The organism is Delftia sp. DLF01 (assembly GCF_014852125.1).
GTDB classification, from domain to species: Bacteria; Pseudomonadota; Gammaproteobacteria; order Burkholderiales; family Burkholderiaceae_C; genus Comamonas; species Comamonas acidovorans.
In genome coordinates this window covers 1716020-1741859 of the sequence record NZ_JACVAZ010000001.1, presented here as the reverse complement: position 1 = coordinate 1741859, position 25840 = coordinate 1716020, and the positions used below count along the sequence as shown (strand labels likewise).

The following is a 25840-nucleotide window of genomic DNA, read 5'->3' as shown; positions in this document are numbered from 1 at the left end:
GGAGCATTGCATTTGCCCGGCGGCCGCTGGCCTGTCTGCGCTGTCGCGTCACTAGAGTCCTGCTCGTCAATAAGAACGATTTTCATTCTAGTGATTCGTCGCCATGTCTTCTCAGCACTCCAGCAGTTTCCCTCCGGCCCTGTCCACCAGCCTTGCGCTGACGCTGGGCGCCTTCTCCACCCTGGCCGTGGCCCAGACTGCGGCCGCTCCGGCATCGCCCCTGGGCACGGTCGAGGTCCGCTCCACGCGTGAGGCGCCGGCCTACCAGCCCGCCGCCGTGCAGTCGCCCAAGCTCACCCAGCCGCTGCGCGACACGCCGCAAAGCATCAGCGTGGTGCCGGCCGAGCTGATCCGCGAGCAAAACGCCCAAAGCCTGCAGGAGGTGCTGCAGAACGTGCCCGGCATCACCTTCACTTCGGGCGAGGGCAACCTGGGCTGGGGAGATTTCTTCACCATCCGGGGCTTCTCGGCCGAGCAGGCCATCACCATCGACGGCGTGCGCGACGGCGGCATGGCCAGCCGCACCGACACCTTCAACCTGGAGCAGGCCGAGGTCTACAAGGGCACGGGCTCGGTGGAGTCTGGCGTGTCCGCCGTGGGCGGCAGCGTCAACCTGGTCAGCAAGGAAGCCAGGCGCGACACGTTCTACAACAGCTCGGTGGGCGTGGGCAGCGATGGCTACCGCCGCGCCACGGCCGACCTGAACCGCAGCGTGGGCGAGACCGGCGCCGTGCGCCTGAACCTCATGAAGCACCAGAACGACGTGGCCGGCCGCAACGTGGTGGACTACGACCGCTACGGCGTGGCAGCCTCGTTCGCCCACGGCCTGGGCACGTCCACGCGCACCGTGGTCAACGTCTTCCACCAGGTGGACGACAACACGCCCGATGGCGGCCTGCCCATTCAGCGCGGCACGGGCGGCCAGGTGATGCCGGGCGTGCCGCGCAATGCCTGGTACGGCGCCTCCAACCTCTACACCCAGCAGTCGCGCACGGATATGGTGACGGCCCGCGTGGAGCATGACCTCTCGCCCACGGCCACGGTGCGCAACCAGTTCCGCTACGAGCGCTCGGACAACTGGAGCGTGCTGGCGCCCGCGCGCTTCAACAGCGGCAGCAGCAAGAACTCGCTGGGCTATGTGGGCCTGGGCGGGCTGGTGACGGCGCCGGGCGGCATCCTGTCCTATGGCGACTACGGCCTGGTGGACACGGCGGGCGCCAATGCCTCGCTGCGCCTGGCCTCGGTGTCCGTGTCCAAGCGCTACACCATCGCCAACAACCAGACCGATGTGCGCACCAGTTTCGAAACGGCAGGTTTCAAGCACGACCTCACGGCAGGGCTGGAGCTGTACCGCGAGACCTATGGCGACCGCGAGCGCAGCATGGACCTGCCCACCGGGACGCTGGGCTTCGACATGACCAACCCGGCCACCATCTTCCCGGGCACGCCCACGGTGGTGGGCGCGGGCAGTGCGCGCGCCACGGTGCAGAACGCGGGCGTGTATGTGAACGACACCATCACCTTCTCGCCGCGCTGGCAGGCCCAGACGGCGCTGCGCTACGACCGCTGGCAGGCGAACAACGGCGGCGCCAGCCGCACGGACGGCGCGCTCGGCGGCCGCCTGGGCCTGGTCTACAAGCCGGCCAGCGAGGGCTCCATCTATGTCTCCTACAGCCGCGCGGCCCAGCCCTCGGCCATGGGCGTGACCACGAACAACGGCGTCTACGGCACGGCCGCCCAGCTGGCCTATGCGCCGGCCCTGTCGCGCACCTGGGAGGCAGGCAGCAAGTGGGACGTGCTGGGCGGGCGCCTGTCGCTGACCGGCGCCGTGTTCCGCACCGAGCTGAGCGAATCGTGGGAGTACAGCCCCGACAGCGTCTCGCCCGTGCGCGCCCTGCCCGCCAAGCGGGTGCAGGGTTTCGAGCTGGGCGCCCAGGGCGAGATCACGTCGCGCTGGTCGGTGTACGCCGGCCTGTCCCACTTGAAGAGCCGCCTCACCAAGGGCGCGAACGAAGGTGCCGAGGCCAGGAACGTGCCCGACTGGAGCGGCAGCGTCTGGACCTCCTTCCTGGTCACGCCCGCCGTCACCCTGAGCTGGGGCGCGCAGTACGTGGGCGAGCGCCGCTATACGGACAACGTCATGGTGGGCGGCCAGAACAATACGTCGAGCACCGTCAACGGCCCCAACGGCGTGCACCCCATCTATGTGGCCGACCACGAAAAAGCGCCCAGCTACTTCGTGCAGAACCTGGCGCTGAGCTGGCGCATCAACCGCCAGCTCACGGCCCGCTTCAACATCAACAACCTCACCAACCGCTTCTACTGGAGCCGCATCGGCGCCTCGCTGGACGGCTTCCAGCTGTACGGCGTGCCGGGCGCGGGCCGCACCTACACGGCGGGCCTGGACCTGTCCTTCTGAGCCGGGGCCATACCATGACATCCACCCAACGTCTCCCCACACGCCGCGCCCTGCTGGCCCTGGCCGCAGCCTGCGCCGCCGCCCTGCTGTCCGCCTCCGCGCTTGCGGCCTCGCCTGCCGGCACCGCTGCCAGTGCACCGGCCACCACCGTGGTCGACATCGTCGGCCGCACGGTCGAAATCCCCGCCAAGGTGGAGCACATCCTGCTGGGCGAGGGCCGCTTCCTCTACGCCCTGGCCCTGATCGAGGGTGATCAGCCCCTGGCCCGCATCGCCGGCTGGCAGGGCGAGCTGCCCTTCGCCGACCCCAACGGCTATGCCGACTACCGGCGCCGCTTCCCGGCCATAGACCGCATCCCGGTCATCGGCCGCACCTCGGAAGACAGCGTCAGTGCCGAGCAATCGGTCTCCACCCGGCCCGACATCGCCATCTTCGGCCTGGGCGGACATGGGCCGGGGCGCCAGAGCGGCCTGGTCAACGATCTCAAGAAGGCCGGCGTGCCCGTGGTCTTCATCGACTTTCGCGCCCAACCCGTGCGCAACACCCTGGCCAGCATGCGCATCCTGGGCAAGGCCGTGCACCGCGAGGAACAGGCCGAGGCCTATGCGCGCTTCTACGAGCAGCACCTGCAGCAGGTGCGCCAGCGCGTGGAGGGCATTCCCACCAGCCAGCGCCCGCGCGTCTTCGCCGAGCTGCTGGCCGGCGTCTGGGACGGCTGCTGCCACACCGTGGGCAAGGGCAACATGGGCGAATTCATCGAGGCGGCCGGAGGCATCAACGTCGCGGCCGGCAAGGTGCCCGGCGCCATAGGCGACATGCACCAGGAAGCCCTGATCGCCGCCGACCCCGAGGTCTACATCGCCACCGGCAGCCGCCCGCAGAGCAACCGCCTCATGCTCAAGGCCGGCAGCGGCGTGGCGCCGGCCGACCTCTCGGCCAGCCTGCAGGCGCTGACCGCGCGCCCCGGTTTCGAGGTGCTGGGTGCCGTTCGCCAGGGCCGCGCCCACGGCCTGTGGCACAACTTCTACGACGCACCCACCAACATCCTGGCCATCGAGGCCATGGCCAAGTGGTTCTACCCAGAGCGCTTTGGCGACATCGATCCCCAGGCCACACTGGACGAGATCAACCGCCGCTTCCTGCCCGCCCTGCCCATGCACGGCGCCTTCTGGGGCGATGCACCTGCCAAGGCAGCGGCCTCAGCGGCCAGCGGAGCCGCGCGATGAACATGGCCGCCGACCTGCCCGTGGAGCTCGCCAGCACGGCCGCCAGCGCCACGCCGCTGGCCAGGGGCTACCGGCGCCTGACCGCCCTGCGCGTGCTGGTGCTGGCCCTGCTGGCTGCGGCCATCGTGGGCGCGCTGCTGCTGGACTTCACCACCGGCCCCTCCGGGCTGGCGCTGGACCAGTTGATCGCCACCCTGGGCCATGCCGACCAGGCCCCGCCTGCGCTGCGCGTCATCGTCTGGGACATTCGCCTGCCCTACGCCTTGATGGCCGTGGCCGTGGGCCTGTCCCTGGGCCTGGCCGGCGCCGAGATGCAGACCGTGCTGGCCAACCCGCTGGCCAGCCCGTTCACGCTGGGCCTGTCGTCGGCCGCCGCCTTCGGCGCGGCCCTGGCCATCGTGCTGGACTGGAGCCTGCCCGGCGTGCCAACGGCCTGGGCCGTGCCTGCCAACGCCTTCCTGTTCGCCATGGCCTCGGCCCTGCTGCTGGACCTGGTGGCGCGCTGGGGCGGCATGAGCGCATCGGGCGTGGTGCTGTTCGGCATTGCCCTGGTGTTCAGCTTCAACGCCCTGGTCTCGCTGCTGCAGTTCGTGGCCACGGCCGAGGCGCTGCAGGGCCTGGTCTTCTGGACCATGGGCAGCCTCTCGCGCGCCACCTGGCCCAAGGTGGCCGGGCTGGCCGCCGCGCTGGCCCTGGTGCTGCCGTTCTCGCTGCTCAACGCCTGGCGCCTCACCGCCTTGCGCCTGGGCGAGGACCGTGCCGCCAGCTTTGGCGTGGACGTGCGCCGACTGCGCCTGGGCGCCCTGCTGCGCATCAGCCTGCTGGCCGCGCTGTCCGTGGCCTTTGTGGGCAGCATCGGCTTCATCGGCCTGGTGGCACCGCACATCGCGCGCCGCATGGTGGGAGATGACCACCGCTTCTACCTGCCCGCCGCCGCCCTGGTCGGCGCGCTGGTGCTGTCGCTGGCCTCGGTGGCGTCCAAGACGCTGATCCCCGGCGTCATCATCCCGGTGGGCATCGTCACCTCGCTGGTGGGCATTCCCTTCTTCCTGGCCATCGTGCTGCGCACGCGGGGGCGGACATGAGCACCACCCTGAACACCTCCCTGAATACCCCGCACTTCGCACCCACCTATCTGCCACCTCTCACGCAAGATGGTCTGCAGATCGAGGGTCTCAGCGTCTCCTACGGGCGCCGACGCGTCATCGAATTGCTGGACATCGCCCCGCTGCGCGCCGGCACGCTCACCGTGGTGCTGGGGCCCAACGGCAGCGGCAAATCCACCCTGCTGCGTGCCCTGGCCGGCCTGGTGCGCGCCCAGGGCAGCATCACGCTGGAAGGCCAGGAACTGCAGCACGCCAGCCTGGCCGAGCGCGCGTGCCGCATCGTCTACCTGCCCCAGGCCCTGCCGGCCGCCGTGCACCTGCGCGTCATCGAATCACTGCTGGCCGCGCGCAAGGCCTCGCCACACACCACGCGCCCGCAGCAGGCCGGCTCCCCGGATGCGGTCACCCAGGCCGCCGCCCTGCTTGAGCACCTGGGCATCGCCCACCTGGCCATGCGCCACCTGGATGAGCTGTCTGGCGGCCAGTCCCAGCTTGCAGGCCTGGCCCAGGCCCTGATCCGCGAGCCGCGCGTGCTGCTGCTGGACGAACCCTTGTCCGCCCTGGACCTCAACCACCAGTTCCACGTCATGCAGTTGGTGCGCGAGCAAACGCGCCGCCACGGCATGACCACCCTGGTCGTGTTGCACGACCTGGGCGCCGCCCTGCGCCACGCCGACCGCGTCATCGTGCTCAAACAAGGCCAGCTGCTGGCCGACGGCCCGCCTGCCCAGGCCATCACCCCCGCCCTGCTGGCCCGCGTCTACGGCGTGCAGGCCCGGGTGGAGCCCTGCTCCCAGGGCCTTCCCCAGGTCATCGTGGACGGGCTGACGGCTGCGGCCTGAGCCCGGTTGCCGATTCCAGATCCATCCGCTTTTTTTGGAGATTCCGAATGCATACCCGCATCACCGCCACCGCTGCCTTGCTGGCCGCCTTCTGCATGAACGCCCAGGCCCAGCATGCCCACCCCACGCCCGCATCCAGCGTGGCCCATCCCGCCTGCGAAACCACCATTGAAGGCCAGCCCGGAAAACGCTTCAGCCTGGCCGAAATCCGCGTCAGCGCGCGCTGCGAGAACTTCACCGTGCGCCTGGTCCACACCGGCAAGAAGCCATGGCAGGAAGCCGGCCACAACTGGGTGCTGGCCCGCAGCGCCGACATTGACGCCGTGATCGCCGACGGCCTGCGCGCCGGCCCCGACCGGGCCTGGGTGGACCACGCCGACGCACGCGTCATCGCCGCCACGCAAATGCTGTCGGGCGGCGAGCATGCCTCGGTCACCTTCCCCGTGGCGCGCCTGCAAAAGGGCGAGAGCTATACCTACTTTTGCTCGTATCCCTCGCATGCGCTGCCCATGCGGGGAAGGCTGGTACTGGAGGATTGAGGCCGCGTCACCGCGCGGCAAAGGCCCAAAGGGCCTGCGCGTTCAATGCAGCAGCGTGGCCACCAGGGTCACCTCGGGCACGCCTGCCAGCGCCTTGGACAGCGGGCACTGGGACTTGGCCTCCTGGGCGATTTTCTGGAACTGCGCATCGTCGATGCCGGGCACCTTGGCCTGCAGCGTGAGGGCAATGCGGTCGATCTTGAAGCCCTCGCCATCCTTGGCAAGCCGGACCTTGGCCGTGGTGTCCAGCATCTCGGTGGCGATGCCCGCCTTCTCGCAGGCAAAGGCAAAGGCCATCGTGAAACACGCCGCATGCGCGGCGCCCACGATCTCCTCGGGATTCGTTCCCTTGCGGTCATCCCCGAAGCGGCTGCCGAACCCGTAGGGATGGTCCTTGAGCGCGCCGGTCTCCGTGCTGATGCGGCCCTGACCGGTCTTGCCTGCACCTTCCCAATGGACGGAAGCGGTTTTCTCGGACATGTGTTTCTCCTGTGCGTTGGTTGGACAAGCCGCCATCACAGCACAGGCGCCACAGGGCAAGGCGTGGTCCCGGGGCGCGCCAGCCCCTGCGCGCACGTCCTACAGAAACAGAATCGACGACCCTGTCCCGGGCATTCCTCCCTATTCGACACGAACAAGGCCATCTTCAAATTGCGTTGAGGAGACGGGGCGGACGGATGCGGCATCCAGTCGGCCGGGTGCATTGCCGACCCCGTTCGGGCGATCAGCACTTCCTCAGCCGAGGTTGCTGGCGTTGCCCAACTACGGCGAGGATATTGACAGTTTGCGCCTGGTCATCCACTTCATACAAAAGGTTCTGACCGGCAACACTGACGCGGCGGACACCATCGCCATAGCGCGGATCGGCTTCATACAAGCGCGGAAACTCGGCAAGGCGGTCTGTGGAGCGCAGCACTTGCTCCGTGACGTTCTCCGCGTCCCACAGCGAAGCATGCTCGAGCAAATATTCAAAAAGCGCCCGCATATCCTCAATTGCAGGCGGACGCCAGTCGACCCTATGCGCCACCACGCAACTCCTCGGCACGATCCTGCAGGAGTTGCCGCACCTGATCCGTACTCATCCCGGTCTGTTTGTCCGAACGGGCGGCTGCCACCTTCGCGCGCACCCAATCGTCATATTCCGCCTGGGCCAGTTCCTCATCCGCCAGGCGCTGCAGCAGCTCCATCTTGTCGGAGCCACTGGTGGGGAGGATACGTGGCAGATTCTCCGCAAGTTCACGCAGAAAATTGGCGTTCTCATAGTGCGTAGTGGTGGTCATAGCCGCTCTCCAGACGTTGCAGGCCGCACTGCCAGCGCAACAGACGGCTGTTACGCGGATGGACCTGACGGATGATGATAGCCCACGGTTTGTCGCTCTTTCTGCCGCTCCATCGCGTGAGCGATCGGCACCCCGTCCGCGCAGCGGTGCCTGCGCCAAACCCGAGCCCAGGCCCCGCCACCCCATGGCACTAAAAAGACTGTGGATACCCCTGCCTGCGGCTGGATCAGCCTCCTGCCCCCTCACCCCACAAACACCTGCCGCGTATCCGTTCGCCCCACGATCACCGCCGCCAGCACCGCCGCCCCGGCCGCAACCCCAAAATTCGCCAGATACGCCGCTTGGGCCGAAGTCTCCAGCAAGGCCGCGAACAGCGATCCGCCAATGGCCAGGGTGGCCGCCACGGCAATGGCCTCGCACAGCTGCAGGGCCGAGCTGTTGGCGCCCTGCTCGCCGGGCGCGGACATGGACAGCGTGAGCACCGACAGGCTTGCCGACAGCAGGCCCATGCCCAGCCCCGACACGATCCAGCCCACCACCGCCACCCACACGGGCACGGCCGGCCAGGCCACCGATGCCGTCAGCAGCACGCCTGCCAGCACCGCGCTGGTGCCCACGCGCAGGAAGCGGTGACGGCTCCAGCCGTTGCGGCTGTGCCCCTGGTACCAGGAGGCGGAACACCAACCCAGCGCACCCGCGCTCAGCACCAGCCCCGCCATGGGCGCTGACAGCCCGTGCTCGCGCGCCAGCACCAGCGGCAGGAACGCCTCGGCCCCGAAGAACGCTGCAAACACCAGCCCGCGCAAGGCGATCACGCTGGGCAGCCCGCGCCCGGCGCGCAGCGTGCCGGCCGGCAAGAGCTTCCAGGTGCAGACCAGCGACAAGGCCGCGGCCACCGCCACCGCCCCCAAGGCGCCCGCCGATTGCCTCTGCCCGCCCACATACAGAAGGCAGATGCCCGTGGCCGCGCCCAGGGCCCACAGCCCGCGCCGCACACCGCCCTGCATGCCCTGGCCATGGCCGCCCAGGCCCTGGAGCGCCGGGCGCAGCATCGCCCCGGCCGGCAAGGCCAGCAGGGGCACGCCCAGGAACACCCAGCGCCAGCCCAGGTGCTCCACCACCAGGCCGCTCAACGCCGGTCCCACCAGCGCGGGCACCACCCAGGCCGTGGCAAACGCCGCAAAAATGCGCCGCCGCAGTGCCTCGGGATACCGCCGGCCCACCAGCACGTACAGCGCCACCGACATGCCACCGGCCCCCAGCCCCTGAACCAGCCGCCCCGCCAGAAACACCGGCATGGAAGGCGCAAAGCCCGCCAGCAGCAGCCCCGCCACAAAACACGCCATGCCAGACCACAGCGGCGCCGCCGGCCCGCGCGCGTCGCACCAGCCGCCGGCCACCGTCATGCCCACCACGCTGGTGGCCAGGGTCACGCCAAAGGCAACCGCATACAGCGGCACCCCATCGAGCGCGCGGGCCACCGCTGGCATGGCGGTGGCCACGGCCAGGGCCTCAAAGGCAATCAAGGCCACCAGCGAGACGATGCCGATCGTCGTCAGGCGGTAGGGGGAGGACAGGATGGACCAGCTCTCGGTGGTCGTCGGCCGGACCTGATCGTCCAGCGTGAGGGAATCTTGATGGGGCATGGATGCTTCTTGGTTGCAGGGTCTGCGCCGGCCATGGCGCAGTGCCATGGCGACGAGAAGCCTGGAGCATGCAACCTCAAGTGCGGTTGAGATCAAGGGGGTCCTGCCCCCAAGTACCTCTTACCGCTCGATCACGCGCCAATACTGGCCAGAGGAGCGGCTGGCGGCCGGCAGCATGACGGCAATGCCATTGTCATTGGCCGTATCCAGCACGACGGCATCCGACAGGAAGCGGTTGTAGAGATGGAACTGGCCCGGCAGGGCGCTGGGCGCACAGCGCCATTGCTGGCCGCTGAAGCGGGGGGAGTCTCCCGCTGACGCCGTCATCTTCAGCTCAAGATGCGGTTTCCCGGCCACGCTGGTGACATCGAGCGCCATGGTGCCCGGTCCGAACGCCGCATTCTGGACAAGCCAGTAGCCCTTGCCGGTGCGCATGAACCTCCATCTGTCGGCGCCCAGAATCATGGCCGGGACGGAAATCTGCCGTGGCTCGAAGTTGAACAGCCCGGGAGGCGACACAAGGCCCGTGCCCTGCAGCAGCGCTACCGCGTTGCGCCTTTCGCTCCAATACAGGTTCTGCAGCCCGACCCATTGGCGGTCCTTGAGCATGGGGCATTGGTCGTACAGGTAGTCGCCCGTCTCGTAGCGCCGAAAATCCGCATCGCTGAGCCGCTGGGCCGAGAGTGCATGCGCCTCGGCGGAGATCCGTGCCAGTTCCCGCATGGCGGCCGTCATGGCGATCAAGGGCGCGGATGAACCACGCACCGGCCTCACCGGCAAGATGCGGCGAGCATTTGCAAGGTCGGAGGCCACGGCCCGCCAGCGCAATGCCAGGGTGCTGAATTCCGTTGCCATCGCCTGCGGCGCGGGCCCAAGGCGGACCACCGCGTTTGCGGGTGGCGGCTGCCTGGCATGGTGCGCGGCGGCCACGCGAAGCAGCGAGGCATGACTTTCCAGCTGCGCCACGACGGGTGCAGCCGCCGCAATGGCCGTATCCATCTCCGTCTCGACGGCTGCGACACCCGCATTCCATCGGGCCTCGTCCAGCGGTGCGTCGGGGGCCAGCGAAACGGCATCCAGCTGGTCGCACAGCTGCTGCAAACGCCCGACGGCCTGCCCCAGCTTTTGCACCGTATCGGCCAGCCCGTCGATACGGGCACGCAGCGTGCCCCAAGCGGCCGATGCCGCCTTCAGCGAAGGGAACGACTGCATGCTCTCCAGGCTCCTTACCAGCGTCATGCGGCCGCTGGCATCGTCCAGATCAAGCCCGGTCAGGAACGAGAACTCGGCGATATCGGTCCATACCTGCCTTGAGACTGGCTCACGCGCGGGCTCGGCTTCGACGCGGCAGCTTGATGCCAGGGCGCCACCGCAGCACAGCGCCGTGGCAGCGGCGGGCAGCCACAGAAGCCGGGTCATCTGGCTGCAGTGCCGGCCATCAACAGGCGCAGGGCCCGAGGCGCTGCCGGCATCCGTCGGGGCTCCAGCACTTCGATCAGCCACGTCGTGAACGGCGTCGGGCAGACGTCTCCCAGATGCTGCGAGAACTCGATCTGGTCGCCGGCGTAGGTGAAGTTGATCTTCAGGGGCGAGCAGAAAAGCCTCTCGTCCCCGTTGCCCGTGCTGTCGTGAAAGTCGCGGCCAGTCACCATGTCGACATTGATGCGCTGGGCCGAGGCATCGGCAAACTCCAGCCAGGCCTGCACCGACGAAAGGCGGATGCGGCGGTAGCTGGCCAGTGCCGGATGGCTGGTGGCAATGGACAGGCTGATGGGCTGCCCATGCGCCAGCTGCTGCAGCAGCGCGGCGTCAGTGACCCGCAATTCCCGCCGCAGATCCCCTTGGGTCCTCGCATTGGCGGCCTGCGCGCTGGCGTGGTCTGCCAGCAGGGTGGCGTGTGCATCTGCCATGGCAGCGGCCGTGCCCGGCATCGAAAGACGGTGACCAGGCTGCTTGCCTGTCTCGTAGGCCTGTGCGGCGCGGACCCCGAAGCAGTCCACGAAGAAGCCGCGGCGCGCACTTTCTGCCCTGAGGGTGATTTCCCCCTGCAGCCGCGCGCTGCGCTCCAGCTCTGTCAGCGCCTGCTGCTCCAGCGCCTGCAGGCGCTTGCGCTTGCCGATCACCGCAACGTATTCCAGCTTGAGCGTGGCAAGCTCACGGGCAATGGCATTCTTGGATGCGCTTTGCTCTGCCAGCAGGCGGCCATAGACGGCCACCTTCTGCACCTGTGTCTTGAGGGTGTTGGCAGCGTTGCGCACGGCCGCCTCGGTGCCTTCCGTGGCAAGCACCAGATCCAGCCGGTTGACTGCATCGTTTTCCAGCACCGTCCAGGCGGCCTTGGCTTCATTGGCATCCGGCATGAGCGCAAGTGCACGCATGGTGTCGCCCAGCTCCCGGGAAATCCCCTCGACATCCAGCCCGCCCAGCGGCCCACGGATCACCGGCAGCACCGCATTCAATGCGCCCTTGGCGGGATCCACCAGATTCTTGAGCGTGCTGGAGTTGTGCCTGGCCCATTGCAGTGGAATGGCAAACGACTGGCCCAGGGCCTTCAGCGCCTTGAGCGGGCCGTCGATGCTGCCGCCAAGCGTCTTGGCCTGCCCGTACAAATCCTTCAGGCCGAGCACGCCTTTCTGACCGGTCTCGGTCAGCGCCTTCGGGTCGGGCGGCACGCCCACGCACAGGGCCGCCACGCTGCCCGCGACCGCAATGACGCCAAAGGCGATTTCCAGGCTCATCTTCACGGTGCGCACGATCTGGGCAACGTCGCTTTCAAGCTTGAGCCGCATGGCGGCAAGTTCCGCTTCAAGCTCCTCCTGGCGCACCGTGCGTGCGGCGCGGTCAAGGGCCTCGATCTGCTGAATCAACCGCTGCTCCAGCTCGGTGCAACGTGCCTCCAGCGTCTTGAGGTCCAAGGTGTCCCGGTCGGCAAACGCCTGCGCGACGCTGCCCACGGCACCTGCCAGCTCGCCGCTGGCGCGCAGGCTGCGCAGGTGGGCCTCCATGGCCGCCATCACCTCCTGCCGGGCCTTGGCCAGCGACAGATAGCTGCCTGCGCTCAGATCAGGAATCGGCCTGGCCAGCCCGTCAACGCCCATGACCGGCAGCAGACGCTGCAGCGAACCCGCCGCCTGGATCAACTCGCCAAACCCGGACTCGACCCCTGACCAGCGCGTGATCCAGCCCAGCGCCTCATGGCACAACGCCAGCTCGGCCGCGCTATGGCCGGGCCTGCCCGCCATGCCGGCGCTCAGGGCAAACAGCGCGGCCAGCACCCTGTGCATCGGCTCGCCATGCTCCAGCAGGCCGGGCGGCACGGGGGTGTGCTTCACCACAGCCCGGTTGTCCTGCCACAGGAAATTGCTGAACTGCGGCCGCGCCACCGTGTCCCAGGCCTCCTCCAGCGCATAAGGGGTGTCGCGCGTGGGGCCGCCGTACAGCGTGAACCGGCCCTCCACGGTTTCCACGAAAATGCGCACCCTGCTGAGCTCGTTGTCCTCGTCATGCAGCATGCGCAGCACCGTCGTGCCTTCGGAAACAATGCGGCGGGCAACCACCGTCAGCCGCCGCACCGCACCGTCAAGCCGCCTGTCGAACCCCTCGGGCACCACCACGGTATCGGCATGGATGTCCAGCGCCTGCAGGCCAGCCGCGTCGGCCTCGTCCAGCGACACCTTCAGGTCCACCACCAGATCGGCCACGGTGCCGAAGGGATTGAAGCTGCCGTCCGGCGCGCGGCCACCGCTGCAGACCAGCGGCCCTGGCGGCACCAGGCCCTCGGCACGGTAGCGATCAATCAGGGTTCGCAATTCAATGGGAGTTATCGCGGCAGTGAGCGCGGGAGTCATTGCTGAAGTCATGGCGGGTGGTTCCAGGTAAGGCACTGCACCTGTGCAGCGGTGGGACAAAGGCCGGAGCAGATCGCTCAGGCTGCCTTCTTGCTGGCAAGCTCCACCAGTTGGTCCACGCTCTGCGCCTTCTTCGGCGTGCCGCCAAAACGACGGAAATGGTCTGCCTGTCCGGCGACACGCGCCCAGCCCTTCTTTGCCGTGCCCAGCACCACCGTCAGGCTGAACCAGTTTTCCCCTTGCAGGGACTTGCGGCCGGTGGTGCTCAAGACCTTGTGTATGTTGCCCAGATCGGCAGAAATCGCACGCCATGCCTCGCCCAGCGTCTTGAGCTTGGGACCCAGGTCTTCGATGCTCTTGCTGATGCTGTCAAAGCGATCATTGCTTCGGTTGTAGTAGCCGATGAAGCGCTCGTTCGTGGCCATCGTGGCCTGGATGGTTCTCACCTCATCCACCTTCTCGGCAATCTTCCTGCGCGTGACCGCAAGGTCCGCACCCACACCGATATCCACCCCCGCCAGAATCAGCGGCCCGAAAAGCGGAATCGCCAGATAGGCCGGAGACGTGGACAGCACGATGACTTCATCCTTTTCCTTGCGGCGCAGGGCCTTCAAGTCGTTCTCAAGCTTCTCCATGGCGGCCTTCAGCTTCTGGTTGGCAGCACCCTCGGCGCCCAGCGTGGTCGTGAACTTCTGCTTTTGCCCGTTGAACGCGGTCTTGCAGGCATTCAGGCGCATCAGTATTCCGTTTCCGTTGTCAAGAATGGAGTTCTGCAGCGCGAAGGCACGCACCGATCGTGCATTGGCGTCTTCAATCAACTGCTCCAGCGCGCTGCTGAAATTGCGCTTGATCTGCTCCGAACGCCCGCTGGGCGTATCGCTTTCCCAAACCTTGACCAGGGCCTTCCATTTCGCTTCCACCGCCGGCTCCGCCGATGGGGTGGGCGCCCCCTCCAGATCGAAACGGTCCACCAGCTCGATCAGCCGTTCATAGGTGGTTGCCGCCACATCGTTGTACTGAACGATATCGTCGGCAAGGGTCAGCATCTTGTCCTGCACATCGGCCTTGAACTTCTGGCCGACACCCTTGAGCGTGACGAACAGCTCCACCGCTTCGGAAAACTCCGGCCTGAAAGCATCCTGCTTCTGCATGCCCAGCATGGCGCGCATCAGCTCCGTAGTGGTCGGGTTGTCGGTGACTGCAGACTCGAAGAACGTCGTCAGCCCGATCCAGTCTTCTGAACTGAGAACGGAAATTCCCTTGTAGATATCGGCAGACGGTGTGAATGCATTCGTTGAATTTGCAGAGTCGGACATGGCGAAGGCTCCTGATGGTGAAAGGCCGGATTCGGCCTCGAATCGGTGTGCAAACAAGCGGCGGCGTTGAAGAAATGACCGCACCGCAGTCATCGCCCGCCCTCCTTTTGCGCTCCAGTCGACCGGATGCTAGGTAGCCGCCATGGCCCTGTATGTCCCCCAAACAAGTGACACAAATTCATACAGCACTGGGGATAAGGACAGCAACCGGATTGCCATCTCACATCCCAAGGTTCCTGTCACCTGCGCGACTCACGGCAATGAGCACGGTCACGCCATTGCCTCAAAAGGCAAGCCTCCACAATTGCATAGGCCAGGCTTGCATTGCCCGCTACTCAATCAATAGCAAATAGCAAGAATTGACTGCCATTTCAGAAAAAATCGTCATTGTCAATTTCTATGCATTTCACCGCACCCATTGACTCAGGAATGCATTCAGCCCTCAAATGTCGCAAAATGTTTTGCAACTTGACGCAATGGAGGGGCAGGAGTGGCAAGAAAAAGCAAGTCCAGCACGGCGGAAGACCTCATGGATCTGATCGCCATGCGCCCATGGTGGGCCGGCATTGCATTGGCAATTGCCTGCTACATGGTGTTGCACTCCATTGCCATCCGCCCCCTGCCTGCAGCACAAAGCCCGCAGCAAATCGGCCAATTGGCCACCACGGCCATCTGGCAGGGCCTGGCTATCGGGGGCCAATACATCCTGCCCCTCATCTGCCTGGCCGGCGCGGCCATTTCCGCCGTGCGCAAGCGCCGCCGCAGCCGGTTGTTCGAAACCACCTCGGCCAGCTCCAGCGCAGATGCGCTGCAGAACATGTCATGGCGAGAGTTTGAAACGCTGGTGGGTGAGGGATTTCGTCGGCGCGGCTACAGCGTCAAGGAAACCGGTGGCGGCGGGCCCGATGGTGGCGTGGACCTGGTCCTCTCGAAGAATGGCGAAAAGACACTGGTGCAATGCAAGCAGTGGAAAGCCGTCAAGGTGGGCGTTTCCACTGTGCGCGAGCTATATGGCGTCATGGCGGCTGATGGGGCCGCTGCCGGCTTTGTGGTGACTTCTGGCCGGTTTACTCAGGAGGCTGTGGCGTTTGCTGCAGGGAGGAATATCCACCTCATGGACGGCGCCGCGCTCATGAGATTGCTGAAGGATGCAAAGGCCCAGACAGAAGCGACTTCAGCAACCAAGGCCCGGACTTCTGTACCTTTGGCGAACCCTGTGCCTGTGGCCGAGCCCGTCAAGACGGAGCCTGCTTTTGACACAGTGCAACCGGCCGCTTCCCCAATACCTGGCTGTCCTCAATGCGGGAAAGCCATGGTTCAGCGGGTTGCGAAGCGTGGGCCAGCGGCTGGGAAGGCGTTTTGGGGGGTGCTCGGCGTTTGGTGCGGGGTGTCGGGGGACTCGGGAGATGGTTAGGAATGGCAATTGATTTTTGTATATGGACTGCTTTCGACGGTGGATTCAACCTTTTGCTGCAGCGGCCGACTACGCCACCTACTGAGCATTAACGTTAGCGTGAACTGTATGCCATCGCAAATCGAAAAGCTGGAAGCCCATGCTAGCCATCTGCTCGACGCATTCATCGGCCTTCGGGAGAAGTACGCAATGCTCGAGCCGATGCTCTTTGATCCCGATACAAATAAGAACCGAGGTTCCCGGGAGCAAGCTCGTGGGTTTCAGATTCTGCGGAGCTCCTTGTTCCTGTCGTGTGCTCAAGACATCGCGAAGCTGACGCTTGATGTGGACAAACGCACGCCGAGCATCCGTAATCTCGTTGGTGAGCTTGACGAAACCACCCTTGTTTCCGAACTGGAGGATCGGTACGCGATATGGTTGATTCCTTCCGTCGAAGAAGAAGCCAATCCAGAAATCGCTATGGCTCTGAAGAGAATGGAAGAGCGCGAGCGCGCAGAACGAAGAGAGCAGTTTCGTGAGCACCTGGTGGAACTTCGTGAGCTCTGGATCAAGCTCTCCACCACCCCCGCGATGACGGGGTTCCTCACCGTACGAGATAAGGTCTCCGCACATACAGAGGTGCGGTTCGTGGTCGATAAATACCAGCTCATAGACATCGGTACTCTCGGCATCAAATGGCGCGATCTGCGTGCGAGCATTGAGTCAATGCAGCGGCTCGTCGAACTAATTGGGCTCATCGTCCGCAACGCTGGATTCGCGTGGGACTGCCTCGATCACCAGTTGTCCAATGCTTCGAAGAGCTTTTGGGGAGTTCCGACCGATGCCCACTAACAGGTCGTTCGACGCGGACAAGCGCCGGCATGGCGTCGTAAGCCGTGCGCAGAGAATACGTCTTGCGGCGCCTTGCAGGTGCGTGCCCGTCAACTCCGGCGTTGGGCGTCTGCTTCCATTCGCTTCCACAGGCTGCTTCTGGCTGTTCTGCGACTGTCACAAGCCGACCTTTTGCAGTCACTCGCTAGCGTTTTAATTTACCGGCGTGAGCGGTCTTTCACGCAGATTTGGTGGAACGATGCGCTAGCGTTGGATGCTTTTTGACAGTGATAACTACGTCAATGAATAAGTACATCAATTTTCCTCCCGTGCCCCTGGTATACCAGATGGCGCAGCATGTAGCCCCGCAGCCCAAAAAGGGCATAGAGAAAGCCTACAAGTCGATTCTCAATAAGCTGCGCTGCTACAACGGCAACTCAATCCTTGAGCTGGCGTTTCAGATTCTTTGGAATCCACCCCAAGGCCTAGGTGAGGCAGTCAGGGCTGCTCCATGGCACACACTGCTTCTTGTTAAATGGGCGATGCAGGACAACTTGGTCAATATGCGGGTGGGCCCCGCTATTTCGCATCAAGAGTTCTATTACCTTCGTCAAAAACTGTGGGAGCTCCAGGATGAGTGCTGCATTGACCAGTCCAACAGTTGGTTGATGTTACGCAACATCATTCATGTTCAGTTGGAATTCCAACGCCCTGAATCATGGGGTTTTCTAAGGTGGCCTGCCCTCTATGCACAACTCAAGCCAGGGACTAAGAATCGCAAGCAATTCGTGCAGGTTATGGGCATGGAGCCGGAGGCCTATATCGACATGACATATGGCCTGTACGCGGCTGTGATGAAGGGGCAGATGCTTCTTGCGAATGATCCGCTTGCGGCCTTTCGACCAGCATATGGCAAGGCGGTCGATCAAATTTACCACCTATTTGTCCGCGATCTTCCTAGCTTGCGAGCAGAAATGCAGTCCGATGAGGCGCAGCGAATTCGAGGCAAGCAGGAGCTATTTGAGTTCCCATTTCTGCGCCGCTTTCCCCTCCTGCGCCAGCGCAATGGTCAACTCTATTGCTGGCATCGGCTGGTATTTGCTAGGGGTATCGAGGACGCGGTGCACTTACGGCTGTCAGCCCTTGGCGCTGACTATGTGAACGAGTTCAGCCGTATCTACGAGCAATATGTGACCAACCTTGCGGCCGACAGCGGGCTCCCCGTACTCGATGAGACCGCTTATAAGTCGAAAATGGGGCTTCACGCGTCAGCTGTCGAGGTAATTATCAAAGGCGAAGATTGCAATATTCTGGTGGAAGCCAAGATGAGTTTGTTCGCTGATGATGTGCTGCTACAGGATAATGAGAATGCAGTATTCCAAAAGACCAAACGGGTTCGCGAAGCTATCAAGCAAGGTTGGCAGGTTGGCGAAGAGATCCGAAAACCTGGAAGAGATTTCGATGCGCAGTACCAAGTAGAGCAAGACTTTTTGCTTGTAGTCACAAGCCGAGAGTTGAATCTTGGCAACGGTGACTTTATGCAGAGGCTCTATGCGCCGGGAATGTTCGACTATCCGAACGCAGCTGCACAGCAGCGTCTACCGCTCTCACACGTCTTCATCCTTTCCATTGAGGACTTCGAACGAACAATGGGTTGCGTTGCAGCTGGTGAGATCAATTTGTCATCCGTCTTGAGAGAGGCGGTCGCGGCTAATCAGGACGGAGTTTCGTCCAGATTGTTTTTCTCTGACTTTATCGGAAAATACACAAAGCGCTGGTCCTTTCCCAAAGCCATGAGAGATGCACAATTTTTCTCTCAGGAGAGGGTCAAAGTTGCGTTAGGTGTTACGCATTCGTATTCTAGCTAAACTGGCCACCCATACCGGAATCGCTGACCAGTCACGATGGTCGTGACTGGCTGCCGTTTGTTGCATTTGTTGCCGTAACTTTCGCTGCTCGACCTGAAGCGGATTTTCGAAATTGCGAAAATTCCTGTTAAACATAATTTCCAATTATATTACTCGACAAAACAATCATGAGAAGATGTTATCTAACAGGTGTGGACCTCAAGATTAAAAGCGAAAGCACCTCAGAAAATGACTTGGAATCTCTAGAGCATATTCTTCCCAATGCCTTGGGCGGAAAACTAAAATCCAAAGATATTCTTTCGCACTTTTCTAATCAAAAACTAAACAATTTTATTGATAAGGAGTTCGTGAAGATTTTTGAATCTTTTTGCTTGCGGTTAGAGCTAGAGAAAGATAGAAAAACCACGCCCAGCATGCGCGGAATTCACAATGCATACGGGGCGGATGTAATATTTAAGAAAAACAGATTTTATCCATCAAAACCAATTTTTGATCAGGACAAGAAGATAATATATGCTGATTCAAAAAAAACCGGTAATGATTATAAAAAATTCTTGCTAAAAGAAGGAAAAATCACCAATTCAGATGTGATAGAAGTCCTTGACGACATGGCCGGAGGTATTGAGCTAAAATTTACACTCGACAACAAAATATTCAAACAGGGACTTGCAAAAATTTCCGCAGGCTTTGCGGCACTTAAAGGAGTGCCTCGCGAATCCATGAGAGACGTCATTGATATTAAAAATAAAGAATTTCGAGAAAAAATTATTATCATTCCCTCAATTCCGAAAAGCCATGTCGAACTTAAATTCGAGAGAAATGCATTGAATGGACCTCACTACCCGATTCATGGACTAGTACTCACTGGCTCAAAAAATGATCGCCTGCTATATTGTCATGTAGAACTTTTCAGTGCTTTCCAGTGGTATGTGGTATTAGACGACAACTATGAAGGCGAAGACATTCGCCACACTTACGCACATCAGCTAATTGGCGATTCAGAAATCACTATAAATGAATATTTAGAGGGCGTTGTTGGCAAAGAGCAAGGCGACATCCTTGCAATGAATTACAAATACATATCTCGAGATGAAGCGTATAAATTCCAGGCCATTCACTCCAATGGCAATCTCGATTTGCGCAAATATACTTATTTCAAATTCAATTCCTTATCGGCTTTCGCGAATATGGTTTTCCTAAAAAGAAAGATGGAATTACTTAGTTTATAGGAAAAATTTACTTTTTATTAATGCAAAAAATTTCCGATTTTTTGTTTTATCGCAATAATTCTAATGAATTTTCGTCTTTGGCCGAGAGCAGTCCTCAAGAGACTGACTTTCCACATGTTCCAAACACCGCTAGCAACCCTAAACCACCTAGAAAGGCCACGCATATCATGCGTGGCCTCCCAGTGCAGCACCCCAGTCAATCTGTCCCCCGCACTACCCCGCGCTCACTAACTCCCCCCATCACCCCCTCAATTGCCTCTTCCTGCGCCTGAATAAACGCAAGCAATTGCCCAGGAGTCACCGGCTCCAAGGCATGCCCTGGGTAGGCGCCAATGATCAAACTGGAAATCAGCCCCAACTGATCCTGCACGCGCCGGAGGCTGTTGTACTCCGGCTCGGAAAGTTGAAAGTACAGCATGGCAACTCCTCAATGAGCGCGCTTGGCGACTGAAGCAAAGGAATGCCCATGCGCTAGAAGCACGGGGCCATGCAATGGATTGGGAGAGGGTTCGGGCATTGATACGCCCGCAAGGAAAGCAGCCATAAGGCCTCCTGTGAGTACGTCCAACTGCTTTCGGGAGTGTGGCGGGACCGCCTGTGAAGGTGTGTTCAGCACCTGGGCGAGATGATACAGCGCTCTGGCGCAGCGCCCGCCCCTGCCTGTTGTCCGCCCGCCGCCGCGAAGCCCGGCAAGGCTCCGCGCTCAAAGACCCCAGCGCCCTCGGAACACAAGGAAGGCCCCCACGCAAACGCATAGCCAGACGCCCACCACCAGGGCGACTCCGGCATGGCTTCGGGGTTTGCGGCCCTGGGCCTGCATCCAGGCCTCGGCCTGCTGGCGGCTGTCGGCCAGCACGGCAGGGGGAAGCAGCCGCACGGTGAGCCAGATCAGCGCGGGCAGCAGCAGGACGTCATCCACATAGCCCAGTACGGGGATGAAGTCAGGGATCAGGTCGATGGGGCTCAGGGCGTAGGCGACCACGAAGGCGCCCAGGGTCTTAGGGCCTGTTCACACTAATCTGGGGATCGCGTTGCCCGGCTGCGGGGTCGTATGCAAGGCGCACGTGCGCAGCAAGGCCCGTGCCTTGCAAGCGCGTGCAACGCCGCAGACGGCCCCGCAGCCGGGCAACCCGAAGGGAAGCTGCCTGCCAGCCCGCCACTCGGCGTTGCGCTCCTTGTGCGTGTGGGCACACGCACGGCGTCGCGCGCCTTGATTGGCGGGCTGGCAGGCAGCTTCGCGACCCCACATTAGTGTGAGCAGGCCCTACCGTACCAGGGCGTCTGGGGGCTCTTGCAGGCAAACCACAGGGTGACGCCATCGCGCTTGATGCGTCGTGCCCAAGCCTTCAATCTTTCACCGGCTGTCATGGATATACGAGGTTGTGACCGGGCTGGATGATGGCGGCCGGCTGTTGCCGTTGGGGCTGCGCCGCCAGGCCCGCGCAGCACTCGATGATATGGAACGCCAGCCCGCTGCGCGCGGTGTCCTTGTACCGGGTCTTCATGACCGCATCACCACGGTGCCGTGCCTGTGGCCGCAAAGGCTCGCAGCACGGCGGTGCCGGCGGCCTGCGTCCACTGGGGCAAATGGCTGCACTGACTGGCAAAGCCTTGTCACAGCCCTCTTCCCCATTCCAAATCCATATCGACTGCACTCAAGGCATGCATCTCGTATATGCATCTAGGAATGATCTGAAAATAATCAGCCACAAGCCTTTCTGCTTGACTTCCAGATACCCAAGAAATCAAATAGCCGGACTCCCACAACGGAATTCCCAGGCCATTGATTGACATTGGCCTTGGGAATGATTGCGAACGCGCAATTCCCACTCCCATACCTTGATCGGACCTGATTTCTCACAGGACCGAGGGTAGGCCTGCGTTTGTGATTTTTCTGGCATTTGGCAAACCACCATTTCCTTATTCATTCCATTAACCATTCGCTTGCAGGCCATGGCAACATCCACAGATCTCACCCGCCCGTATATCAGCTATGAAAAGGCCTTCAACAGGCAGATCACCCGTGCCATGGACAGCCAGCAGGTGGACGTGGTGGTACTCACGCCGCAAGAGTTCATAGGCGTTCTGCAAGACAGATCGCGCAATGACCCACGCCTGGAGGCCAGCCTGCGCGCCATCCTGGCCCAAAGCGCCCTGGGCCGGTATTGGACGCAGACGGCCAGCCCCAACGCCGGCAAACCCTGGACCATCCCCGCCTCCATGCTGGCCAATGACGCGTACCTGTTCACCAGAACGCTGATTGCATTGCGCCTTGCCGGTGCGCGCACCTATGTCAAGGCGACGCCCAAAGGCACCTATATCATCATCACGGGTCGAGCCGGGTTTCGCGGCAATCTGCTGCAGGGCACTCGCTTTCTCACCACCAATCCCCGCATGGTCCAGATGGGTCTGGGCATGCGCGGCCTTCAGGGCGTGGCCAGAGGGGGCTTCATCTTGAGCTTGGTCGTTGGCATCGGTGTGGAGACATTGGACTTCATCTTCAACGACGAGAAAACCATGCATGACCTTGTGGGAGGGATTGGAGTGGAAGCGGTCAAGGCGGGGTTGGCGACGATGGTTGGTATAGGGGCGGGAATTTTTGTCGCAAGCGTAACCACTATTGCTGTTTTTTCTTTAGGTGCCATGGCCTTAATGGTACTTTTTACCGGGATAGCTTTAAATGGAATCGATAAAAGTTGGGAAATAAAGAAAAATGTTATTACTTCATTAAAAATTTTGACAAACAGCACACCTTCTGGCATATACCGCGTTAATACTGACGCTCTCGTCACAGAACAGTTGAGTGGCAATCATGAAACAACAGAGATCAAAGAAATACCCCAGAACCATCCTAAAAACTTACTATCCCCTATCAATCGCAAAAATTGATTAGTCTTGAAATGGACAAAAGAAATTTAACCGAAATCAGAAAATCACTAATATGGAGTATTCCACTTTTTCTGCTGCTTCTAGCAATGTCAATTTGGAGTATTTTCTATTCTCTATGCGAAACCGTAAATGATTTGAATAAACTCGCACCATCAGTAAGAATCACACCATTTGATCCAATTGCGTTGTGTGTGCCAATAATTTCAATCACAGGAATTATCATTGCAATACAAAAAGCAATCCCTTGCATGGAAGACGCCATAAAAATCCCAACGCGTATTTTTTTATCCGCCATAGCCGCAGGAGTTTTTATTATGTTTTTTTGTATTTTTGCAATTACGCCTTTTCAATACTATGCAATGCCAAAACTTGGCTATACCCGCTGCAACATTCTGGAAGATCATCCCACCATATATTTCACGGACTGGGTAAAGAATCCGGATTGGTGCGTGCGCGGCAAAAGCCGGGAATGGGTCAATGAGCAAGCCCATCTGAAAAAATAAGGCAACCGTACTTTTCTGAACGCGAAGACTGCGGCGACTATATTTGCCGACAATTAGCTCAAATTTACTGATCAGAGACCAAACAGTCTTGCCGTGCAGAACTTGCAGCAAAAATTTGCAACCAGGAATACACAATGCAAGATCGCGTCAAGCACAACAGAAAAAATACTATCTGGATCATTCCTTTTTCCATTGCGCTACTCATTTTCAATGTGTACCTTATACACGAAAGTACAATACCGGATATTAGAGATATCTTTGATCTCTCGCCAGTCATCAGAGTAACACCACTATTTACTCTAGTAATTACCTTCTGGGCAATTCCATTGACAATGGTAGTGGCAGTTATTGCCAACGCAATTCCTTTGAAAAAGCAAGTACTTAAAATTTTTGAATATATTTCCATATTTTCCGTTGGCGTCAATGTGATTTCTATCGCTATCGCATTTCTTATAATAGCGCCTTTGCATTACTACACCATGCCCAAATTAGGCTATACCCGCTGCAACATTCTGGAAGACCACCCCACCATTTATTTTACAGACTGGGTAAAGAATCCCGCCTGGTGTGTGCGTGGCAAAAGCCGGGAATGGGTTAATGAGCAATCCCGCCTAGACAGTAGCACCGCGCTAAATCCATAAACAGAAAAGTGCAGATCATAAGGCCTACGCCCTTCTTGTCCTATCCGCGTAATGTCGTTGCATGCGTTTAAGAACAACTCTTCGCTGAATACCTAAGCATCATTCCTTTTCAACGCAAACGCCGAGCCAAGCGCTTTACCACGACCGTTCGCCGTGGAGATTTGGCAAATGGTGGCCATGTGCTTTTTCTATGCATACAGAGGTACTGAATCTTAATGACAACGTCAAAATGCCAGAAGATTTTCACTGCAACAGTGAAACGAAAAAATAAACATCCCAACCAGAATAGTCAGGCAACTTTCCGTACGCTTTTCATCGAATAATTTATTAATCAGTCAGATGAAAGATAGAAGCCTCAGTCTAATCCGCAAATCTTTGATATGGAGTATACCGTCTTTTTTATTGATGCTGATCATATCAATTTGGAGTATAAAATATTCTCTTCTTGAAACAATATATGACTTGAGAAATCTATCTCCAACAATAAGAATAACGCCTTCCGATTTGGTTGCACTATGCGCACCAATCATTTCAGCTTCAGGAATTACCATCATGATACAAAAGGCAATTCCATGCAAGGCAGACATAACAAAAATTCCGGAGCGGATTTTAAAAACTTCTCTATTTGCCGGCATTTTACTTATGCTTTTTTGTCTTTTTATTATTACTCCTTTGCAGCACTATGCCATGCCAAAACTAGGCTATACCCGTTGCAATATATTAAAAGGCCACCCAAATATTTATTATTCAGATTGGGTGAAAAATCCTGACTGGTGCGTGCGTGGCAAAAGCCGAGAGTGGGTAAAACAGCAAGCCCGACTAGCCGGTAGCACTGAGTCAAATCCATAAATAAAAGGCACAGACCACAAGGCACGCAGTATTCTTTGCCTATCCCGCATAGTTTGACTCCCTATGTACTAGAAAGACTCCTCGCAGGCTCCCCGCAGGTCCTTCGAGTTTCCTTAGACATTAAGCCAAGCACTTGAATCTGATCATTCGTCACAGCATAGGTAGCGAATGAAGATCAGATCATCCCATACTGACCAATGACGTGTACCTGTTCACCCTAATCTATCAATAGGCTAGCGCCTATTAAAAAATTAACAAGAACTTAAATGCAAGCAACAGACATAGCCCAAATCAGAAAATCTCTAATATGGAGTATTCCATCATTTTTACTGATTTTGGCTCTATCAATCTGGAGCATCAAATACTCCTTTCTCAACACCATCATTGACCTAAAGAGTTCTTCTGCGTCAGTGAGAATTACACCACTTCATCTGGCAATTTTATATTTCCCAGTAATTGCAGTCACAGGAATTATTGCCATGATACAAAAATCAATTCCCTGCAAAGAGCCGACTTTAAAAATAGCGGAGCGTATCTTTGCCTTCTCAGTATTCACAGGGACTGGCGTTGTGCTTCTCTGTTTCTTTGTCATCACCCCTCTGCAATACTATGCCATGCCAAAGCTTGGTTATACACGGTGCAACATTCTGGAAGATCATCCCACCATATATTTCACCGACTGGATCAAAAATCCCGATTGGTGTATACGAGGCAAAAGCCGGGAATGGGTCAATGAGCAAGCTCGTTTGGGGAAATAAGGCAGCCGTACCTTTTTGAACGCAACGGCTGCAGTTACTATATTTACTGAAATTGGCTCAATTTTATTGATCAAAGACCAAGCAGTCTTGCCGCGCAGAAACAGCAGCAAAAATTAGCAGCCAGGAATACACAATGCAAGATCGCGTCAAGCAGAACAGAAAAAATATTATTTGGGCTATTCCTTTTGCCATAGTGCTGCTTATTACCGATTTTTACCTTATCCGTGAAATTGTTATACCGGAGACTCTAGATCTCTTTAATCTTTCACCAGTCGTTAGAATAACACCGCTATCTCCAATGATAGGCTCCTTCTGGGCAATCCCATTGACATTGATAGTGGCAGTTATTGCCAACGCAATTCCTTTCAAAAAGCGAACACTTAAAAAGGTGGAATGCATTCTCCTCTCTTCCACTTTCGTCAATATATTCTTTGCCGCTGTCGGATTTTTTGCAATACTACCTTTGCAGTACTACGCCATGCCCCAACTCGGATATACACACTGTAATATTCTAGAAGGCCACTCAAATAAAGATTCTATGGACTGGGTCAAAAACCCAGAATGGTGCGTGCGTGGCAAAAGCCGGGAATGGGTCAAAGAGCAAGCCCGTCTTGCCCAATGACCCGATGATTTTCCCGGGTAGGTAAAGAGGGGTCG

General features: G+C 59.6%; 22 protein-coding genes and 2 pseudogenes. 15 read left to right on the top strand and 9 right to left on the bottom strand.

Annotated elements, in window-relative coordinates; all coding sequences use genetic code 11:
• Positions 1-103 precede the first annotated feature (103 nt).
• The 5 genes from IB269_RS07760 to azu are packed head-to-tail and all read left to right on the top strand — an operon-like array spanning position 104 to position 6132.
• Positions 104-2419: a TonB-dependent receptor gene (locus IB269_RS07760; RefSeq protein WP_192366818.1), complete on the top strand. Its 2316-nt coding sequence runs from the start codon at positions 104-106 to the stop codon at positions 2417-2419.
• Between the two features lie 14 nt (positions 2420-2433).
• On the top strand, positions 2434-3645 hold the full coding sequence (locus IB269_RS07755) for an ABC transporter substrate-binding protein (protein ID WP_192366817.1): 1212 nt from the start codon (positions 2434-2436) through the stop codon (positions 3643-3645).
• Positions 3642-4730, top strand: coding sequence for a FecCD family ABC transporter permease (locus tag IB269_RS07750; protein WP_192366816.1), 1089 nt, complete (start codon positions 3642-3644; stop codon positions 4728-4730). The genes IB269_RS07755 and IB269_RS07750 overlap by 4 nt, the downstream gene beginning before the upstream one ends.
• The gene (locus IB269_RS07745; protein ID WP_225613990.1) at positions 4727-5593 is read left to right on the top strand and encodes an ABC transporter ATP-binding protein; all 867 of its coding nucleotides are present in this window, start codon (positions 4727-4729) and stop codon (positions 5591-5593) included. Before IB269_RS07750 ends, IB269_RS07745 begins: the two co-directional genes overlap by 4 nt.
• A gap of 47 nt (positions 5594-5640) precedes the next feature.
• Positions 5641-6132 (top strand): azurin, encoded by a 492-nt coding sequence (gene azu / locus IB269_RS07740; protein WP_192366815.1) that lies wholly within the window; start codon positions 5641-5643, stop codon positions 6130-6132.
• Positions 6133-6174: 42 nt separating this feature from the next.
• Here the strand turns inward: azu and IB269_RS07735 are convergent, their stop codons facing one another.
• From IB269_RS07735 to IB269_RS07705, 7 genes are all read right to left on the bottom strand, one after another.
• On the bottom strand, positions 6175-6612 hold the full coding sequence (locus tag IB269_RS07735) for an OsmC family protein (RefSeq protein WP_016447025.1): 438 nt from the start codon (positions 6610-6612) through the stop codon (positions 6175-6177).
• Between the two features lie 244 nt (positions 6613-6856).
• Positions 6857-7159 carry a type II toxin-antitoxin system RelE/ParE family toxin gene (locus tag IB269_RS07730; protein ID WP_071956011.1) on the bottom strand — a complete coding sequence of 101 codons (303 nt, stop codon included), beginning with the start codon at positions 7157-7159 and terminating at the stop codon, positions 6857-6859.
• A complete protein-coding gene (locus IB269_RS07725) occupies positions 7149-7412 on the bottom strand; it encodes a plasmid stabilization protein (RefSeq protein ID WP_192366814.1) in 264 nt (87 codons plus the stop codon). Before IB269_RS07725 ends, IB269_RS07730 begins: the two co-directional genes overlap by 11 nt.
• Positions 7413-7654: 242 nt before the next feature.
• Entirely contained in the window at positions 7655-9058 is a 1404-nt protein-coding gene (locus IB269_RS07720) for an MFS transporter (protein ID WP_192366813.1), read from the bottom strand.
• Between the two features lie 120 nt (positions 9059-9178).
• The gene (locus IB269_RS07715) at positions 9179-10477 is read right to left on the bottom strand and encodes an RICIN domain-containing protein (protein WP_192366812.1); all 1299 of its coding nucleotides are present in this window, start codon (positions 10475-10477) and stop codon (positions 9179-9181) included.
• Positions 10474-12918: a hypothetical protein gene (locus tag IB269_RS07710; protein ID WP_192366811.1), complete on the bottom strand. Its 2445-nt coding sequence runs from the start codon at positions 12916-12918 to the stop codon at positions 10474-10476. Before IB269_RS07710 ends, IB269_RS07715 begins: the two co-directional genes overlap by 4 nt.
• Positions 12919-12983: 65 nt before the next feature.
• A complete protein-coding gene (locus tag IB269_RS07705; protein ID WP_192366810.1) occupies positions 12984-14222 on the bottom strand; it encodes an alpha-xenorhabdolysin family binary toxin subunit A in 1239 nt (412 codons plus the stop codon).
• A gap of 490 nt (positions 14223-14712) precedes the next feature.
• Here IB269_RS07705 and IB269_RS07700 point away from each other — a divergent pair.
• From IB269_RS07700 to IB269_RS07685, 4 genes and pseudogenes are all read left to right on the top strand, one after another.
• Positions 14713-15649 (top strand): annotated as a pseudogene (locus IB269_RS07700) (restriction endonuclease).
• Between the two features lie 95 nt (positions 15650-15744).
• Positions 15745-16467, top strand: a complete 723-nt coding sequence (locus IB269_RS07695; RefSeq protein ID WP_192366808.1) for a hypothetical protein — start codon at positions 15745-15747, stop codon at positions 16465-16467.
• A 281-nt stretch (positions 16468-16748) separates the two neighbouring features.
• Entirely contained in the window at positions 16749-18314 is a 1566-nt protein-coding gene (locus IB269_RS07690; RefSeq protein ID WP_192366807.1) for a hypothetical protein, read from the top strand.
• 191 nt (positions 18315-18505) lie between these two features.
• Positions 18506-19543 (top strand): hypothetical protein, encoded by a 1038-nt coding sequence (locus IB269_RS07685; protein ID WP_192366806.1) that lies wholly within the window; start codon positions 18506-18508, stop codon positions 19541-19543.
• 196 nt (positions 19544-19739) lie between these two features.
• On the opposite strand, the gene IB269_RS07680 is transcribed toward IB269_RS07685, so the two are convergent.
• The gene (locus IB269_RS07680) at positions 19740-19961 is read right to left on the bottom strand and encodes a hypothetical protein (RefSeq protein WP_192366805.1); all 222 of its coding nucleotides are present in this window, start codon (positions 19959-19961) and stop codon (positions 19740-19742) included.
• A gap of 285 nt (positions 19962-20246) precedes the next feature.
• Positions 20247-20543, bottom strand: a pseudogene (locus tag IB269_RS07675) (YkvA family protein); the annotation flags it as partial.
• A gap of 953 nt (positions 20544-21496) precedes the next feature.
• Between IB269_RS07675 and IB269_RS07665 the strand changes: the two are divergent.
• The 6 genes from IB269_RS07665 (at position 21497) to IB269_RS29015 (ending at position 25805) form a co-directional block, all read left to right on the top strand.
• Positions 21497-22432, top strand: coding sequence for a hypothetical protein (locus tag IB269_RS07665; protein WP_192366804.1), 936 nt, complete (start codon positions 21497-21499; stop codon positions 22430-22432).
• Positions 22433-22443: 11 nt separating this feature from the next.
• Positions 22444-22935 carry a hypothetical protein gene (locus tag IB269_RS29030; protein ID WP_225613989.1) on the top strand — a complete coding sequence of 164 codons (492 nt, stop codon included), beginning with the start codon at positions 22444-22446 and terminating at the stop codon, positions 22933-22935.
• A gap of 134 nt (positions 22936-23069) precedes the next feature.
• Positions 23070-23576 carry a hypothetical protein gene (locus tag IB269_RS07655; protein ID WP_192366803.1) on the top strand — a complete coding sequence of 169 codons (507 nt, stop codon included), beginning with the start codon at positions 23070-23072 and terminating at the stop codon, positions 23574-23576.
• Positions 23577-23915: 339 nt separating this feature from the next.
• A complete protein-coding gene (locus IB269_RS29025; RefSeq protein ID WP_225613988.1) occupies positions 23916-24425 on the top strand; it encodes a hypothetical protein in 510 nt (169 codons plus the stop codon).
• 266 nt (positions 24426-24691) lie between these two features.
• On the top strand, positions 24692-25183 hold the full coding sequence (locus IB269_RS29020; RefSeq protein ID WP_225613987.1) for a hypothetical protein: 492 nt from the start codon (positions 24692-24694) through the stop codon (positions 25181-25183).
• Positions 25184-25316: 133 nt separating this feature from the next.
• Positions 25317-25805 (top strand): hypothetical protein, encoded by a 489-nt coding sequence (locus tag IB269_RS29015; protein WP_225613986.1) that lies wholly within the window; start codon positions 25317-25319, stop codon positions 25803-25805.
• Positions 25806-25840: the final 35 nt, after the last annotated feature.

Excerpts from the sequence above, each read along its gene's own strand:
- IB269_RS07760 (WP_192366818.1), top strand. The coding sequence starts at position 104 with ATGTCTTCTCAGCACTCCAGCAGTTTCCCTCCGGCCCTGTCCACCAGC.
- IB269_RS07755 (WP_192366817.1), top strand. The coding sequence starts at position 2,434 with ATGACATCCACCCAACGTCTCCCCACACGCCGCGCCCTGCTGGCCCTG.
- IB269_RS07750 (WP_192366816.1), top strand. The coding sequence starts at position 3,642 with ATGAACATGGCCGCCGACCTGCCCGTGGAGCTCGCCAGCACGGCCGCC.
- IB269_RS07745 (WP_225613990.1), top strand. The coding sequence starts at position 4,727 with ATGAGCACCACCCTGAACACCTCCCTGAATACCCCGCACTTCGCACCC.
- azu (WP_192366815.1), top strand. The coding sequence starts at position 5,641 with ATGCATACCCGCATCACCGCCACCGCTGCCTTGCTGGCCGCCTTCTGC.
- IB269_RS07735 (WP_016447025.1), bottom strand. The coding sequence starts at position 6,612 with ATGTCCGAGAAAACCGCTTCCGTCCATTGGGAAGGTGCAGGCAAGACC.
- IB269_RS07725 (WP_192366814.1), bottom strand. The coding sequence starts at position 7,412 with ATGACCACCACTACGCACTATGAGAACGCCAATTTTCTGCGTGAACTT.
- IB269_RS07720 (WP_192366813.1), bottom strand. The coding sequence starts at position 9,058 with ATGCCCCATCAAGATTCCCTCACGCTGGACGATCAGGTCCGGCCGACG.
- IB269_RS07715 (WP_192366812.1), bottom strand. The coding sequence starts at position 10,477 with ATGACCCGGCTTCTGTGGCTGCCCGCCGCTGCCACGGCGCTGTGCTGC.
- IB269_RS07710 (WP_192366811.1), bottom strand. The coding sequence starts at position 12,918 with ATGACTTCAGCAATGACTCCCGCGCTCACTGCCGCGATAACTCCCATT.
- IB269_RS07705 (WP_192366810.1), bottom strand. The coding sequence starts at position 14,222 with ATGTCCGACTCTGCAAATTCAACGAATGCATTCACACCGTCTGCCGAT.
- IB269_RS07695 (WP_192366808.1), top strand. The coding sequence starts at position 15,745 with ATGCCATCGCAAATCGAAAAGCTGGAAGCCCATGCTAGCCATCTGCTC.
- IB269_RS07690 (WP_192366807.1), top strand. The coding sequence starts at position 16,749 with ATGAATAAGTACATCAATTTTCCTCCCGTGCCCCTGGTATACCAGATG.
- IB269_RS07680 (WP_192366805.1), bottom strand. The coding sequence starts at position 19,961 with ATGCTGTACTTTCAACTTTCCGAGCCGGAGTACAACAGCCTCCGGCGC.
- IB269_RS07665 (WP_192366804.1), top strand. The coding sequence starts at position 21,497 with ATGGCAACATCCACAGATCTCACCCGCCCGTATATCAGCTATGAAAAG.
- IB269_RS29030 (WP_225613989.1), top strand. The coding sequence starts at position 22,444 with ATGGACAAAAGAAATTTAACCGAAATCAGAAAATCACTAATATGGAGT.
- IB269_RS07655 (WP_192366803.1), top strand. The coding sequence starts at position 23,070 with ATGCAAGATCGCGTCAAGCACAACAGAAAAAATACTATCTGGATCATT.
- IB269_RS29025 (WP_225613988.1), top strand. The coding sequence starts at position 23,916 with ATGAAAGATAGAAGCCTCAGTCTAATCCGCAAATCTTTGATATGGAGT.
- IB269_RS29020 (WP_225613987.1), top strand. The coding sequence starts at position 24,692 with ATGCAAGCAACAGACATAGCCCAAATCAGAAAATCTCTAATATGGAGT.
- IB269_RS29015 (WP_225613986.1), top strand. The coding sequence starts at position 25,317 with ATGCAAGATCGCGTCAAGCAGAACAGAAAAAATATTATTTGGGCTATT.